Below are 15,473 nucleotides of genomic sequence, written 5' to 3' on the forward strand. Positions count from 1 at the left end.
TCAATTGGATACGGAAAAGTCGATATCACGCCAAAGTGTGGCGTTAATGCCGGCAAAAGCGAAGAGTATCGGCAGGCGTTCGGCGAAGCCCTGGAAGCCATGGTCGCCACCGGCCTGGATGCGCAGGGCGCAGCCGCGGTAGTAACGTTCGGCATCGCGGTAGTCGAGGGTTTCATCGCCGGTCTGCAGCCACACCTGATAGCGCGCCGGGTCGTTTGGCGGCGGCACTTCCAGTTCGGCCAGGGTGTGGATGTGGTCCTCGGTGAGGTCCCAGGTCTCGTCGCTGTAATAGTTCTTCTGCGGGCCCAGGTAGCCGTCGAAGCGCAGGTGCGGGCGCACCGCGGGGTTGATCAGCAACGCCTTGAGCCCGTGCTGCTCGGCCAGGTAGGTGGCGTAATAGCCGCCCAGGGAGCTGCCCACCAGCAGCGGCGCGCCAAGCTCGGCGACCAGCGCCTGCAACTGCAGCATGGCCTGGCGCGGATGATGATGCAGGGCCGGCACGCGCAACTGCTGCGCCAGGCCCAGGCGGGTCATGGCACCGCTCAACTGGCAGGCCTTGTGCGAGGCCGGCGAGCTGTTGAGGCCGTGGATATAGAGGATGGATGCGGTCATGGAGCGGGAGGCTACTACAAAAAGCGGCTATAAGCTGCAAGCCGCAAGCTACAAGAAAATGCAGGACGGCACCTGCCGGAACTGCGCATGGTGACGTGCGGCCTGGTGCGGCTCAGTAGCCCTTGACGCTGTAGTCGATCTCGAAGGTGATGCCGGTGACGCGCGAGACGCCGGTTTCCAGGGTGCCGTCGGCATGCAGGCGCAGCCAGCGGTAGCCGGGGGCTTCGCTGCCGACCTGGAATTCCTCGCTGCCGGGGGCGAACTGCACGCAGGTCGAGGGCGAGGCGAGCAGGCGCAGATTGCCGCGCTGCTGATCGAATTCCTGATGGACATGCCCCCAGAGCAGGGCGCGGGCCTGCGGGTGGCGGTCGAGCACGGCAAACAGGGCATCGGGGTTGCGCAGGCCGATGGGTGCCATCCACTTGCAGCCGATGGGCACCGGATGATGGTGCAGGCAGATCAGGTGATGACGCTGCGGTGCCTCGCTCAATGCCCGCTCCAGCAGCTCGAGCTGGCTGTCTGCGAGAAAGCCCGGTACGGCGCCGGGAATCGACGAGTCGAGCATGACGATGCGCCAGGCGCCCAGGTCGATCACCGGCTCCAGCAGGTCGCTGCCCTGGCAGGCGGCCTGCATCGGTGGGGTTTCGTCATGGTTGCCGGCCAGCCAGCGCGCCGGTGCGCCGATGGCCGCGGTGAGCTGGCGAAAGCGTTGGTAGGAGGCCTGGCTGCCATCCTGCGACAGATCGCCGGTGGCCAGGATCAGGTCGATCTGCGCTTGTTCCTGCTGCACCCGTTCGATCACCCGCTGCAGGCTGTCGCGGGTATCCATGCCCAGCAGCTTGCCGTCCGCTTCGGCGAACAGATGGCTGTCGGACAGCTGCACCAGCAGGACCGAGGAATCAGCGGAAGGGGTGGGCAGGCTCGGCAAGACCGTCTCCTAAGGCACAATCGAGTGAATTATGGTGGTTGCCGCGGTAAAGGGAAAACCCGGGAAGCGGACGCAGATCACAGAAAACAGCGCAACCTCGCGCTATCGGCCAGACGGGTCGAAGCTTGATCGGCCGATGCTGCCGTTCACTGCACCGGCAGGGCTTCGTGGCCGCAGGCCAGGCAGTGACTCAGCCACTCGCCGAGAAACAGGTTGAGCTGGCTCTTTTCGTCCGGCTGATGCATGGCCGCGTTCGGGTAAGGGTAACGAATGTGCAGGCGGCGGGCATTCTCGGCGCCGACCACTTCTGCCATGCGCGCGTCGTGGTAGACCCGCACTTCAAGCTGCGGCACCGGCAGCCAGGGCAGGCTGTGCTCCTGGCGGGCGCGCAGGGTGGTGGTGTAGGGGCAGGCTTCCAGCACTTCCAGGCTGAGGATGCCAAGCAGGTGGTCGCCCTGGCTCAGGGCCACGCGGCGTACCTGGTGATCGGTGCGCATGTTGGGCAACAGGCGCATCAGGCGCACGTAGTTGGCCTCGCAAGCCGCCTGCAGCTCGACCAGGTCGACCCGATAGCGCTCGCGCAACAGATTCACGACCACATTCCTCGTACTTCGTCTCGATTCAGGGCCAGCCACTGCAGGGCGATGATGCTCGCCGCGTTGTCGATGCGCCCGTCGCGTACGGCGGCCAGGGCATCTTCCAGGGCCATCACCTGCACGCGAATGTCCTCGCCTTCTTCAGGCAGGCCATGCACGCCGCCGGCGCCCTCGCTGCTGCAGCGCCCGACGAACAGATGCACGCGTTCGTCCGAGCCGCCGGGCGAGGGGTAATACTGGGTAATCGGCCACAGCGAGGTCAGGGTCAGATCGGCTTCCTCGACGGCTTCGCGACGGGCGACCTCCTCGGGTTCCTCGTCCTTGTCGATCAAGCCGGCGACCAGCTCCAGCAGCCAGGGGTTGGTGCTCTTGTCCATGGCGCCGACGCGAAACTGCTCGATCAGCACCACCTCGTCGCGCTGCGGATCGTAGGGCAGCACGCACACCGCGTCGTGACGCACGAACAGCTCCCGGGTGATGGAGGGGCCCATGTCCCCGGAGAACTGGCGATGGCGCAGCTTGATCCGGTCGAGCCGATAGAAGCCGCGAAAGCAGTTCTCGCGCGAGAGGATTTCGATGTCGTCGTTGCCCATATTGCCCCCAGATGGTCGTAACGGGCCAAACCGCGGCCCGTTACGCATCACACTAGCGAGCATCCGGCCCGCCGATCAAGCCTGGCTGACGGAAAACGCCTGCTCAGACCTTCTGGTACAGCTGACTGCCCTGTGCCTTGAACTCCGCCGCCTTGGCCTGCATGCCCTGTTCGGCGTCCAGGTCGACGGCGTCGATACGCTGTTCCTTAGCATAGTCGCGCACCTCCTGGGTGATCTTCATCGAGCAGAACTTCGGCCCGCACATGGAGCAGAAGTGCGCCACCTTGGCCGAGTCCTTGGGCAGCGTCTCGTCGTGGAAGGCACGCGCGGTGTCCGGGTCCAGGCCCAGGTTGAACTGGTCTTCCCAGCGGAACTCGAAGCGCGCCTTGGACAGGGCGTTGTCGCGAATCTGTGCGCCCGGATGACCTTTCGCGAGGTCAGCAGCATGCGCGGCGATCTTGTAGGTGATGATGCCGGTCTTCACGTCATCCTTGTTCGGCAGGCCCAGGTGCTCCTTGGGCGTGACGTAGCAGAGCATGGCGCAGCCGAACCAGCCGATCATCGCTGCGCCGATGCCGCTGGTGATGTGGTCGTAGCCGGGGGCGATGTCGGTGGTCAGTGGGCCGAGGGTGTAGAACGGCGCCTCGTCGCAGCATTCCAGCTGCTTGTCCATGTTCTCCTTGATCAGCTGCATCGGCACGTGGCCAGGGCCCTCGATCATGCACTGCACGTCGTGTTTCCAGGCGATCTTGGTCAGCTCGCCGAGGGTCTCCAGCTCGCCGAACTGCGCGGCGTCGTTGGCATCGGCGATGGAGCCGGGGCGCAGGCCGTCACCCAGGGAGAAGGACACGTCGTAGGCCTTCATGATTTCGCAGATGTCTTCGAAATGGGTGTAGAGGAAGTTTTCCTTGTGATGCGCCAGGCACCACTTGGCCATGATCGAGCCGCCGCGGCTGACGATGCCGGTGACGCGCTTGGCGGTCAGCGGCACGTAGCGCAGCAGCACGCCGGCGTGGATGGTGAAGTAGTCCACGCCCTGTTCGGCCTGTTCGATCAGGGTGTCGCGGAACAGCTCCCAGGTCAGGTCCTCGGCGATGCCGCCGACCTTCTCCAGCGCCTGGTAGATCGGCACGGTGCCGATCGGTACCGGCGAGTTGCGGATGATCCACTCGCGGGTCTCGTGGATGTGCTTGCCGGTGGACAGGTCCATCACCGTGTCCGAACCCCAGCGGATGCCCCAGGTCAGCTTGGCCACTTCTTCCTCGATGGAGGAGCCCAGGGCGCTGTTGCCGATATTGCCGTTGATCTTCACCAGGAAGTTGCGGCCGATGATCATCGGCTCCAGTTCCACGTGGTTGATATTGGCCGGGATGATGGCGCGGCCGCGGGCGACTTCGCTGCGCACGAACTCGGGGGTGATTTCCTTTGGGATCGAGGCGCCGAAGCTGTGGCCGGCGTGCTGTTCGTTGAGCAGGCCGGCTTCGCGGGCTTCGGCCAGCTTCATGTTCTCGCGGATGGCGACGAACTCCATCTCCGGCGTGATGATGCCTTTCTTGGCGTAGTGCATCTGGCTGACGTTGTGCCCGGCGCGGGCCCTGCGCGGGTTGCGCACGTGGGCGAAGCGCATGGCCGACAGCTCGGCATCGTTCAGACGGCGCTGGCCGAACTCGGAGGACAGACCCGGCAGCTTCTCGGTGTCGCCGCGATCCTCGATCCAGGCGCTGCGCACGTCGGCCAGGCCCTTGCGCACGTCGATGGTGACGTTCGGGTCGGTGTAGGGGCCGGAGGTGTCATAGACGGTGACCGGGGCGTTGATCTCGCCACCGAAGTCGGTCGGCGTCACGTCCAGGCTGATTTCGCGCATCGGCACGCGGATGTCCGGGCGCGAGCCTTGGACATAGACCTTCTGCGAACGGGGAAAGGGTTGTACCGACTGCTGATCGACCTGAGCCGATTCACTCAGGTTCTTTTGTTGTTGTGCGCTCATCAAGGCTCTCTCCAGATTAAATGTCGGAGGTAGAACCTGAGAGAAGAGGGCGAAGGCGCACCATGGGCGGTGCCGAGAGGACTCGCCGATATGCTGGCGAGGACATCTTGTTCCCTACGCAGGCCTTAACCTGATCAGGTTCAACGGGATCCGGCAGCTGCCAATCTCAGCCCCGCATATGGGGCACCCCGACAAGAACTCGGGCAGTCTAAACAAGCTGGTGGGAGAAAACCAACCCGGCGGTCAATAAAGGTCGACCCGTGCGTCGGAAAGCGACTGCCGTCGCCGCCGCTGAGGGATTGTTGCGGACGAGCAACATAGCTTGCCGCCAGCTAGACTTATGCCGCTTGCGGCGCTCTTGACCCTCGCCTGCGGCGCCCCGTAGCCTTGCCGATTACCGCCTATTCAAGGATTGACCTCCATGTTGCGCAGACTTTCCCTGGCTGTTGCTATTGCCGCTGCTTCGGTGGGCCTGGCCCAGGCCGAAGAGGCCCCGCTATCGAGCAAGACCGACCTGGTCACCGTGTATCAGGAAGCGGCGAGAAACAACGCCGATATCGCCGCCGCGCGCGCCGATTATCAGGCTCGCCGCGAAGTGGTACCGCAGGCCCGTGCCGGATTGCTGCCCAACCTTTCCGCTGGCGCCAACTACGGGGACACGCGCACCGAAGTCGATTCGCCGAGCGCCACCGTCTCGCGCAGCGGCCTGGTCTATCAGGCCAACCTCAGCCAGCCACTGTTCCGCGCCGATCGCTGGTTCCAGCTGCAGGCGGCCGAGGCCACCAGCGAACAGGCTGCTCTGGAACTGTCCGCCACCGAACAGAACCTGATCCTGCAGAGCGCCGAGACCTACTTCGCCGTGCTGCGTGCCCAGGACACCCTGGCTTCGACCAAGGCCGAGGAGGCGGCATTCAAGCGTCAGCTCGATCAGGCCAACGAACGTTTCGACGTCGGGCTTTCCGACAAGACCGACGTGCTCGAGGCGCAGGCCGGTTTCGATACCGCGCGTGCCAACCGCCTGCTCGCCGAGCGTGCCGTGGATGACGCCTTCGAAGCGCTGGTGACCCTGACCAACCGCGACTACCTGGCCGTCGAAGGGATCGTCCACACCCTGCCGGTGCTGGCGCCGACACCGAACGATGCCAAGGCCTGGGTCGATACCGCTGCAGCGCAGAACCTCAACCTGCAGGCCAGCCTGTATGCCGTCACGGCTGCCGAAGAGAACCTGCGCCAGCGCAAGGCCGGCCATGCGCCGACCCTGGACGCCGTGGCCAGCTATCAGAAGGGTGACAACGACAGCCTGGGCTTCACCAATTCCGGCGCCTTTGGTGCGCCGCGCTACAGCGGCGACGTCTCCCAGCGCTCCATCGGCCTGCAGCTGAACATCCCGCTGTACAGCGGCGGCCTGACCAGCTCCCAGGTGCGTGAGGCCTACCAGCGTCTGGGGCAGACCGAGCAGCTGCGCGAAAGCCTGCGTCGCCAGGTGGTGCAGAACACCCGCAACCTGTTCCGCGCAGTGAACACCGACGTGGAAACCGTGCAGGCCCGTCGTCAGTCGATCATCTCCAACCAGAGTGCCCTGGAAGCCACCGAGATCGGTTATCAGGTCGGTACCCGCAACATCGTCGACGTGCTCGATGCCCAGCGTCAGCTGTACAGCGCCGTGCGCAACTACAACGATGCGCGCTACGACTACATCCTCAACAACCTGCGCCTGAAGCAGGCCGCCGGCACTCTCAGCCCGGCCGACCTGGAAGCGCTGGGCAGCTTCCTCAAGCCGGACTACAACCCGGACGAGGACTTCCTGCCGCCGGATCTGGCCTCGGCCGCCGAGTCGCGCCTGCAGGGCAATCCGGATTTCTGAGCCGCTTGCGCAACGAAAAAAGCCCGACTTCGTGTCGGGCTTTTGCTTTACAGGCGGCGTGCCACCCGCAGGGTGCGCCGTGTGCACCAGGGATCAGATGCCGGTGGCAAGGCCTGGACGGCCCCGCGCCACCCTACATGAGGCGGCGCAAGCCCTCCAGCAGCCTGTCCAGCGCGCCCTGGTTGGCCCGCAGCACCTGCAGGCCGGCCTCGCGCATGCGCTCGGCGCGATCCGGTTCGCGCCATAGCGCCTCGACCTCGTCGGCCAGGTCGGTGGCGTCCTGCACCTCGCCCAGCGCGCCGGCCTCGCGCAGTTGTGCGGCGATCTCGAGGAAGTTGAACAGATGCGGGCCGCTTAGCACCGGCTTGCCCAGGGCTGCCGGCTCCAGCAGGTTGTGCCCGCCGTTGGCCACCAGGCTGCCGCCGACGAACGCCACGTCGGCCAGCGCATAGAGAAACAGCAGCTCGCCCATGGTGTCGCCCAGCAGCACCTGGTCGCCGGCCTGCACGGCTTCGCCGCTGGAGCGCCGGCGCGTCGTCAGGCCCAGGTTCAGGCACAGCTCATGCACCGCGTTGAAGCGCTCGGGGTGGCGCGGCACCAGGATCAGCAGGGCGTCCGGCCTGGCGAGCAGGAGCTGCCGATGGGCGGCCAGGATGATCTCGTCTTCGCCGGCGTGGGTGCTGGCGGCGATCCACAGCGGGCGCCGCTCGGCCTGCCACTGGTGGCGCAGTTCGCTGGCGCGGCGGGGCAGCTCGGCATCGATCTTCAGGTCGAACTTGATCGAGCCGGTCACCTCCACGCAGTTCGGGCGTGCGCCCAGATCGAGAAAGCGCTCGGCCTCGGCCTGGGTCTGCACCGCGATCAGCGACAGCTCGGCGAGCATCGGCGCGGTGAGTTTGCGCAAGCGCGCATAACCGCGTGCCGAACGCTGCGACAGCCGCGCATTGGCCAGGGCTACGGGAATGCCGCGTTTGGCGCACTGGTGGATATGGTTGGGCCACAGTTCGGTTTCCATCACCACCGCCAGGCGTGGTTGCACGCGCTGGAGAAAACGCGACGCGGCCCAGGGCAGATCGTAGGGCAGGTAGCAGTGCTGCACGCTGTCGCCGAACAGCGCCTGGATGCGTTCGGAGCCGGTCGGCGTCATGCAGGTGACGGTGATCGGCAGGTCCGGATAATGCGCCTGCAGCGCGCGGATCATTGGCGCGGCGGCGATGCTTTCGCCCACCGATACGGCATGCACCCAGATGCCGCCCGGCTTCATCGCCGGCAGGCCGAAGGAGAAGCGCTCCCGAACGCGCCGCGCATAGGCGGGTGCCTTGCGCGCACGCAAGGCCAGGCGCAGGGCGATCAGAGGCAGGGCCAGGTGCAGCAGCAGGGTATAGAGGTATCTGTTCATGGGCGCGCAGCTTAGCGTCGCCAGCCTGAGCCTGGAAGTGCGATCAGGTCTGCGGGCGCAGCAGCTCCTGCGCCAGGCAGTCGGCCAGCCAGCTGGCCGCAGGGCCGAGGGCGCCGTCGCGGCGCCATACCAGTTCCACCACCAGCGGCAGCGGTGCCCAGTCGCTGCGCAGTTCCTGCAGGTGGCCCTGATAGGTCGGGTACTGCGCCACGTGACGCGGCAGCCAGGCCCAGCCGACGCTGCGGATCACCAGCTCGGCCATCACGTAGAAGCTGTCGGCGCGCCACACCAGCGGGCTGATCTGCTCGCCGCCCGGATAGTGGCTGTCCTGCGGCGTCATCAGCAGTTGGCGATGCTCGGCCAGGTCGCGTCGTTCCACCGAATCGAGCCGCGCCAACGGATGCTGCGGGCTGCACACCGTGACCATTTCGATGGTGCCCAGGCGCTGGCTCTCCAGTTCCCGCGGCATCTGCTCGTGATGAAACAGCAGGCCGAGATCCGCCTGGTGCTGCAGCAGCTTGCGCGCCACGTCGCCCTGGGCGCCGCTGGAAAGCTGAACCTCGAGCAGGGGAAAGGCATTGGCCAGCGCCTCCAGGCTGGCCAGCACCGGCTGGTAGGGCATGGCCTCATCCTGCGCCAGGCGCAGGCGTGCCTCCTCGCCACGGGCCAGGCCCAGCGCGCGGCCATCCAGGCGCTGGCACTGCTGCAGCACGCTGCGTGCTTCCTCCAGCAGCGCCGTTCCCGCTTCGGTCAGGCGCGGCTGGCGTCCGCTGCTGCGCTCGAACAGGGTGACGCCGAGATCGGTTTCGAGCAGGGCGATGGCGGTGCTGACCGCCGACTGCGCGCGCCCGGTTTCCCGCGCCACCGCGGAAAAGGAACGGCATTCGGCGGTGCGCACGAACAGATGCAGCTGGTCGAGGTTCCAGTTCATGGCTGGCCTATCTTCATAGTAGATAGGTAATGACTTTATCCCATCGCCGAATTGCTTAGAATCGCGCCATGTTTCAGGAGTCGCCATCATGCCCGGATACCTCTACCTCGCCATTGCCATCGCCGCCGAAGTGGTCGCCACCACCTCGATGAAGGCCATCGACGGCTTCAGCAAGCCGTTGCCGTTGCTGCTGGTGGTGGGCGGTTACGCGATCGCCTTCTGGATGCTGACCCTGGTGGTGCGCACCATTCCGGTGGGCATCGCCTACGCCATCTGGGCCGGCCTGGGCATCGTGCTGGTCAGCATCGCCGCGCTGTTTCTCTACCAGCAGAAGCTCGACCTGCCGGCCGTGCTCGGCATGGGGTTGATCGTCAGCGGGGTGGTGGTGATTCAGCTGTTCTCGCAATCGACCGGGCACTGATCGGCCGCGGCCGAGGAGGCTGACGGGTTATACTGCGCGCCTGTTTTTTCGCCGAGGCCCGTTCATGTCCCAGTCTCTCAGCACCGATGTCCTGATCGTCGGCGGCGGTATCGCCGGCCTCTGGCTCAATGCGCGTCTGCGCCAGCAGGGCTTCGCCACCGTGCTGGTGGAGTGCGGCAGCCTGGGCGGCGGGCAGAGCCTGAAGTCGCAGGGCATCATTCATGGCGGTGCCAAGTATGCGCTGCACGGTGCGCTCACCGGCGCCTCCGAGGCCATCGCCGACATGCCGCGCCGCTGGCGCGAGGCGCTGGCCGGCACGGGCGAGCTGAACCTCGCCGGCGTGCGCATTCTGTCCGATGCCCATTACCTGTGGTCGCCAGGCACCCTGGCCGGCAACCTCACCAGCTTCTTCGCCAGCAAGGCCGTGCGCGGGCGCGTCGATCAGGTCAAGGGCGAGCAGCTGCCACCGGCTTTGCAGCATCCGAAATTCAAGGGCAAGGTCTATCGCCTGGCCGAGCTGGTGCTCGACGTGCCCAGCCTGATCGCCCGTCTGGCCGAGCTGGCTGGCGATGGCTTGCTCGCCGCGCGGCAGATCGAGCCGCTGCGCGAAGACGGCGAGCTGTGTGGCCTGATCGTCGATGGCCGCGAGATCCGTGCGCAGCGAGTGGTGCTGAGTGCCGGCGCCGGCAACGCCGCACTGCTCGCTGCGCTGGGTGTCGAGCAGCCGGCGCAGCAGTTGCGTCCGCTGCACATGGTGCTGGCCAAGGGGCCGGCGCTGAAACCGCTTTACGCCCATTGTCTCGGCGGCGGGCCGAAGCCGCGGGTGACCGTCACCACCCATCCGGCGGCCGATGGCCAGTGGGTCTGGTACCTCGGCGGCGATCTGGCCGAGGCCGATGGCGTGGCCCGTGACGAGTCGGCGCAGATTCAGGCGGCGCAGAAGGAAATGGCGGCGTTGCTGCCCTGGGTCGATCAGAGCCAGACGCGCTGGGCCACGTTGCGCGTGGACCGTGCCGAGCCCGCGCAGTCCGGCCTGGTACGGCCGGACAACGCCTTTCTCGCCGAGCAGCAGCGCCTGCTGGTGGGCTGGCCGACCAAGCTGGCGCTGGCGCCGGACTTCGCCGATCGCGTGCTGGCGAGCCTGCAGCGCGACGGGGTGCAGCCGGCCACTCATGCGCCGCTGCCGGAGCTGCCGCGCCCGGCGCTGGGTCAGCCGATCTGGGAGGCACTGCTGCCATGAAAAGCACATTGCACGACCTGCACCGCCCGCTGGGTTCCACCGGCCTGATGGTCTCGCCGCTTGGCCTCGGTACGGTCAAGCTCGGTCGTGATCAGGGCGTCAAATACCCCAACGGCTTCACCATCCCAGACGATGCCCGGGCCTCGGCCCTGCTGCGCCAGGCCCGCGAGCTGGGCATCAACCTGATCGACACCGCTCCGGCCTACGGTATCAGCGAGCAGCGTCTCGGCCCGCTGCTGCGTGGTCAGCGCGATGAGTGGGTGATCGTCAGCAAGACGGGCGAGGAATTCGAGGGCGGCCAGTCGCACTTCGATTTCTCCCCGGCACACACGCGGCTGTCGGTGGAGCGCAGCCTCAAGCGTCTGCAGACGGACCGCATCGACCTGCTGCTGGTGCATTCCGATGGCAACGACCTCAGCGTGCTGCGCGATACGGGGGTGTACGAGACGCTGGCCTCGCTCAAGCGCGAGGGCAAGATCCTCGCCTATGGCCTCTCCGGCAAGACGGTCGAGGGCGGGCTGCTGGCGCTGGAACTGGGCGACTGCGCCATGGTCACCTATAACCTGAGCGAGCAGGGCGAAAAGCCGGTGCTGGACTACGCTGCCAGTCACGCCAAGGGCATTCTGATCAAGAAGGCCCTGGCCAGCGGGCACGCCTGCCTGGCCGAGGGTGTCGATCCGGTGCGTGCCAGCTTCGAGCTGATCTTCGATCACCCGGGGGTCAGCAGTGCCATCGTCGGTACCATCAACCCGGCCCATCTGGCGGCCAACGTGGCCACCGCCGCGGCGGTGCTGCAGGACATCTGCTGAGTCGTCACGTCCTCTTACAGGCTCGGGTTGTGCTGGGCGCTGTGCTTGGGGCAGCCTTGAGCCGTTTTCGCTTCACCCTGACCCACGCATGGATCCCGGCTGCCTGGCCGGGGGCATGACCAGCCGGATGAAGGAGTCGAGATGCCGCGTACGCTGATCCGCAAGGACCCGAGTAACTTCAAGACCCTGCCGTTGTTCGTCGAGGCCGGACCGGACGGGCTGCGATACCAGAGCCTGGGGCAGCCGCTGAACTTCCGCCAGATGCTCGAGCGGCGCCGCCCGGTAGAGGTGGCGGACAGCTCGCGCTTTGCCGTGGAGCTGGCCAACCTTGGCGTCTCGGTGCGCCTGACCTTGCGCCTGCAGGGGCGTGACTACTGGCTGCTGGTGCGTCAGCGCCGTCCTGATCGGGGCGACACCGTGCTCAAGCTGATCTCCGGTTACGTGCCAGCACATGAACTCAACCTGCCATTGCTCACCGCCATTCAGGAGGTGGCCGAGGAGTGCCTGCTGGAGAGTGCTGACGGCTGGTTGTCCGGGCGCTTCGCCGATACCTGGCTGCCGACGCCCTATCAGGGCGCGCTGCGCTACCGCGAGGCCAGTCATTTTCGCCTGAGCCCGCTGTCCGGCGCGGCGCGTCCGGTGCAATGCGGCAATCTCACCCTGCTGGAACGCCCGCGGGCCTACGTGCACCTGCCCACCGCCTCGCTGCAGCTGGTCTATGACCTGAGCCTGGAGCTGCCGCGCGATGCCCGTCAGCTGAGCCTGTTTCACGTCGACGAGTGCCTCGAGGACGGGCAACTGGTGGCGCGACTGGAGCGCCGCCGCCCGGATATCTACCTGCTGGCCCTGCAGCGTGGGGTACCCAATGGCGGGCTGTTCACCCTGCGCAAGGGCGAGCTGCTGCCGGCCAATACGCGCGGCTTGTGGCTGTCGGAGAGTTTTGCCGAGCAGGACGGCTGGCTGGTGCGTGACGAGCGTGTGCGCTGGAAGGACTGGCTGCGCCGCTGCGGTGTGCAGCCGCAGCCGCAGCCGCAGCCGCGGCGGGCGCTGGTCGGTGCGTCGTAGGGCATATCTCTTGGGGAGCGCTGGTGCGCATGGCGCACCCTACGGGCCGTAGCGTCGCGTCGTAGGGTGCGCCGTGCGCACCATACCTGAGCCGTCCGTCAGTGCGCCCGGCTTTCGTGCATGCGCGTCAGTTGCCGCTCCAGCAGCGCCGGGTAGGGGTCGAGCAGGCGCTCGACGCAACTGGCGCCTTCCGGGCTGGCGATCGGGCGGATGCGTGCGCGCTGTCTGGCCAGGGCATCCTGGGCGACGCGCTGTTCCACCAGCAGCAGGTTGCGGCTGTGTTGCGACAGGGCCAGGGCATCCAGCGCGCTGTCGCTCAGCAGCAGCTCGGCCTGACCCAGCTCCTCCAGATCGCTGCCCAGGGTCAGACCCAATTGCAGCTGCAGGGTAATGCCGCTGTCGGCAACCTCGATCTGCAGGGCATGGCCGAGCGCACGCATCAGCTCGCCACAGCAGATGGCGTGGGTCAGATAGTCCTCGCCGCACTCGCTCTCATGGAACAGCATCAGGCTGCTGCCGTCCTTGAGCGTGTGCAGTTGGCCCTGGTACAGCGCAGCCGCCTGCTCCAGGCAGCCGCGGTAGCGCTCCAGCAGGTCCAGCAGGCGCGTGCGCGGCAGGCGGCGCAGCTGCTCCTGAGCGCCGAGCTGGATGGCCAGCACGGCACTGGCCTGCACCTGGCGCGGAGCCTTGGCCGCTGGGGCAGGCGCCGCCGGCTCGTCGTTCAGCTCGGCAAAGGGATCGTCCGGCTCGATGGCCTCGGGCCAGGGCTTGAGCGGTTCGTCGTCGGCAGCGTCGAGGTCGTATTCATCGAACGCCCGCTCGCTGACCTCGGCCTCCTCGTCGAGCTCGACGAAGGCGCCGTCGTCCGGCTCGTCCAGGTAGCTTTCGTCCTCTTCGAAGACCGGCTCATCGTCCAGTTCCGGCTCGGCTTCCGGCTTTTCCGGCACCAGTCGCGCCTGCAGCTGGCGCGCCAGATCGCCGATTTCGTCGTTGCGTCCGGCGCCGGGAGCAGGGTCGTCCGGGTCGCGCAGCCACAGCCGCATCTGCAGCAGCGGCGTGGAGATATGCCGGCCCAGGCGCATGCTCAGCGACAGGGTCAGCGCCAGCAGGATAAGGCTGAGAATGCCCATGCTCTGCAGGCTGATGGTCATCGGCTGCTGGAACTGGCCCATGTCCAGGCTGATGCGCAGTTGCCCGGCGATCACCTCCTGGAAGGTGATGGGCGTGGAGTACAGGCCCTCGGTCTCGCCCAGCACGCTGCGCGTCGGGCGCGCGCCGGCTTCGGCGAGAATGCGGTTGTCCACACTGTAGATCGCCGCGTGCGCCACCAGCGGATTCTTCGCCAGGTTGTTCAGCAGCACGTTGAGGCTGAGGATGTCGTTGGACACCAGCAGCTCGGTGGCCGAGGCCGCCGTCTGGGTGATCAGCGCCTGCCCCAGTGCGTCGGCCTGCTGCTGCATGGCCTGCTTGAACTGCATGCCCATGACCCAGGCATAGATGAGCATGGCCAGGGCCACCAGCAGCAGGCTGTGGCTGGCGATGCGCAGCACCAGGGGCACCCGCCGCTGACGCAGCGCGTGGAAGATCATGATGAAGAAGTTGTCGGGTTTGACGGGCGCGGGCCGGTTCACAGAGCACGGCTCTTGTCGACTGAAGATGCCGCGCAGTATAGCGAGCGGCCTGGAGCGGGCAAAGCGCGCGACTGCCCGGAGAAGGGGGAAACTGGGTAGAATGTGCGCCTTTTCGTCGGTCGGTGGCCCATTCGCCGTTGCCCGGCCTCAACTCGTCTGCTGCGGAGGGCGCGTCTTGCGCGAAATCGTCCTGATCAATATCACCGGCGAAGATCGCCCCGGACTCACCGCGGCCATCACCGGCGTACTGGCCCAGGGTGGGGTGAATATCCTCGACATCGGCCAGGCGGTGATCCACGACACCCTGTCGTTCGGCATCCTCATCGAAATTCCCGACAACGGCCGCTCCCAGGCCGTGCTCAAGGATCTGCTGTTCACCGCCTACGAGCTCGATCAGCAGGTGCGCTTCACCCCGGTTTCCGAGGACGACTATCGCCAGTGGGTGAGCGGCCAGGGCAAGGCCCGCCATATCGTCACCCTGCTGACGCGCAAGGTCAGCGCCGAGCAGTTGCAGCGGGTCAGCGCCATCACCGCCAAGTACGGCCTCAACATCGATCATATCGACCGTCTTTCCGGGCGCATGCCGCTGGACATGCCGGCCGAACAGGGCAAGGGCTGCATCGAATTCTCCGTCCGCGGCGAGCCGGCCGACCCGGCGGCGTTGCGCGCCGAGTTCCTCAGCGTGGCCCAGGAGCTCAACGTCGATATCGCCTTCCAGCGCGACTCGGTGTTCCGCCGCAACCGCCGCCTGGCCGTATTCGACATGGATTCGACGCTGATCGAGGCCGAGGTGATCGACGAGCTGGCCAAGGCTGCCGGCGTGGGTGAGCAGGTGGCGGAAATCACCGAGCGCGCCATGCGCGGGGAACTGGACTTCCGCGCCAGCTTCAAGGAGCGTCTGGGCCTGCTGCAGGGCTTGTCGGAGGACGTGCTCGAGGAGATCGGCGCGTCCCTGCGTCTGACCGAGGGCGCCGAGGTGCTGTTCGCCGAGCTCAAGCGCCTGGGTTACAAGACCGCGATTCTCTCCGGTGGCTTTACCTATTTCGCCAAGCAGCTGCAGGCCAAGCTGGGCATCGACTACGTGTTCGCCAACGAGCTGCAGATCGAGAACGGCAAGGTCACCGGCGTGGCCGTCGAGCCCATCGTCGATGCCCAGCGCAAGGCCGATCTGTTGCGCGAGTTGGCGCAGAAGGAAGGCTTGCAGCTGGAACAGACCATCGCCGTGGGTGACGGCGCCAACGATCTGCCGATGCTCGGGCTGGCCGGCCTGGGTGTGGCCTTCCGCGCCAAGCCGCTGGTCAAGCAGTCCGCCAAGCAGGCGATCTCCACCCTGGGCCTGGATGGCATTCTCTACCTGCTGGGTTTCCGCGATCGCGAAGGCCAGGAGTAAGACCAAA

General features: G+C 66.5%; 14 protein-coding genes and 1 riboswitch. Of the genes, 6 read left to right on the top strand and 8 right to left on the bottom strand.

Features of this window, described 5'->3' with window-relative positions; all coding sequences use genetic code 11:
• From L1F06_RS03175 to thiC, 5 genes are all read right to left on the bottom strand, one after another.
• A complete protein-coding gene (locus L1F06_RS03175; protein ID WP_129481847.1) occupies nt 1-612 on the bottom strand; it encodes a YqiA/YcfP family alpha/beta fold hydrolase in 612 nt (203 codons plus the stop codon).
• Between the two features lie 112 nt (nt 613-724).
• On the bottom strand, nt 725-1,540 hold the full coding sequence (gene cpdA / locus L1F06_RS03180; RefSeq protein WP_096827492.1) for a 3',5'-cyclic-AMP phosphodiesterase: 816 nt from the start codon (nt 1,538-1,540) through the stop codon (nt 725-727).
• Between the two features lie 146 nt (nt 1,541-1,686).
• Entirely contained in the window at nt 1,687-2,139 is a 453-nt protein-coding gene (locus L1F06_RS03185; protein WP_129481846.1) for a DUF1249 domain-containing protein, read from the bottom strand.
• Nucleotides 2,130-2,729, bottom strand: a complete 600-nt coding sequence (locus tag L1F06_RS03190; protein ID WP_003246560.1) for an NUDIX domain-containing protein — start codon at nt 2,727-2,729, stop codon at nt 2,130-2,132. The genes L1F06_RS03185 and L1F06_RS03190 overlap by 10 nt, the downstream gene beginning before the upstream one ends.
• A gap of 103 nt (nt 2,730-2,832) precedes the next feature.
• Nucleotides 2,833-4,716 carry a phosphomethylpyrimidine synthase ThiC gene (thiC, locus tag L1F06_RS03195; protein WP_129481845.1) on the bottom strand — a complete coding sequence of 628 codons (1,884 nt, stop codon included), beginning with the start codon at nt 4,714-4,716 and terminating at the stop codon, nt 2,833-2,835.
• A gap of 94 nt (nt 4,717-4,810) precedes the next feature.
• Nucleotides 4,811-4,917: riboswitch (TPP riboswitch) on the bottom strand.
• A 220-nt stretch (nt 4,918-5,137) separates the two neighbouring features.
• Between thiC and L1F06_RS03200 the strand changes: the two genes are divergently transcribed.
• Nucleotides 5,138-6,580, top strand: coding sequence for a TolC family outer membrane protein (locus tag L1F06_RS03200; protein ID WP_003246557.1), 1,443 nt, complete (start codon nt 5,138-5,140; stop codon nt 6,578-6,580).
• A gap of 133 nt (nt 6,581-6,713) precedes the next feature.
• On the opposite strand, the gene waaA is transcribed toward L1F06_RS03200, so the two are convergent.
• Both waaA and L1F06_RS03210 read right to left on the bottom strand, forming a co-directional pair.
• Entirely contained in the window at nt 6,714-7,979 is a 1,266-nt protein-coding gene (waaA, locus tag L1F06_RS03205; protein WP_129481844.1) for a lipid IV(A) 3-deoxy-D-manno-octulosonic acid transferase, read from the bottom strand.
• 43 nt (nt 7,980-8,022) lie between these two features.
• Nucleotides 8,023-8,910 (bottom strand): LysR family transcriptional regulator, encoded by an 888-nt coding sequence (locus tag L1F06_RS03210; RefSeq protein WP_096827488.1) that lies wholly within the window; start codon nt 8,908-8,910, stop codon nt 8,023-8,025.
• An 88-nt stretch (nt 8,911-8,998) separates the two neighbouring features.
• On the opposite strand from L1F06_RS03210, the gene L1F06_RS03215 reads away from it, so the two are divergent.
• From L1F06_RS03215 to L1F06_RS03230, 4 genes are all read left to right on the top strand, one after another.
• Entirely contained in the window at nt 8,999-9,331 is a 333-nt protein-coding gene (locus tag L1F06_RS03215; protein ID WP_003246553.1) for a DMT family transporter, read from the top strand.
• 64 nt (nt 9,332-9,395) lie between these two features.
• A complete protein-coding gene (locus L1F06_RS03220; RefSeq protein ID WP_129481843.1) occupies nt 9,396-10,571 on the top strand; it encodes an FAD-dependent oxidoreductase in 1,176 nt (391 codons plus the stop codon).
• A complete protein-coding gene (locus L1F06_RS03225) occupies nt 10,568-11,380 on the top strand; it encodes an aldo/keto reductase (protein WP_129481842.1) in 813 nt (270 codons plus the stop codon). The genes L1F06_RS03220 and L1F06_RS03225 overlap by 4 nt, the downstream gene beginning before the upstream one ends.
• A 141-nt stretch (nt 11,381-11,521) precedes the next feature.
• Nucleotides 11,522-12,445, top strand: a complete 924-nt coding sequence (locus tag L1F06_RS03230) for a metal ABC transporter ATPase (protein WP_129481841.1) — start codon at nt 11,522-11,524, stop codon at nt 12,443-12,445.
• A gap of 98 nt (nt 12,446-12,543) precedes the next feature.
• Here the strand turns inward: L1F06_RS03230 and L1F06_RS03235 are convergent, their stop codons facing one another.
• Nucleotides 12,544-14,076 (bottom strand): AhpA/YtjB family protein, encoded by a 1,533-nt coding sequence (locus L1F06_RS03235; protein WP_011920825.1) that lies wholly within the window; start codon nt 14,074-14,076, stop codon nt 12,544-12,546.
• 175 nt (nt 14,077-14,251) lie between these two features.
• Here L1F06_RS03235 and serB point away from each other — a divergent pair, with 175 nt between their 5' ends.
• On the top strand, nt 14,252-15,466 hold the full coding sequence (gene serB / locus L1F06_RS03240) for a phosphoserine phosphatase SerB (protein WP_003246540.1): 1,215 nt from the start codon (nt 14,252-14,254) through the stop codon (nt 15,464-15,466).
• Nucleotides 15,467-15,473: the final 7 nt, after the last annotated feature.

The sequence above is a fragment of the Pseudomonas hydrolytica genome (assembly GCF_021495345.1).
In the GTDB taxonomy this organism is placed as follows: domain Bacteria; phylum Pseudomonadota; class Gammaproteobacteria; order Pseudomonadales; family Pseudomonadaceae; genus Aquipseudomonas; species Aquipseudomonas hydrolytica.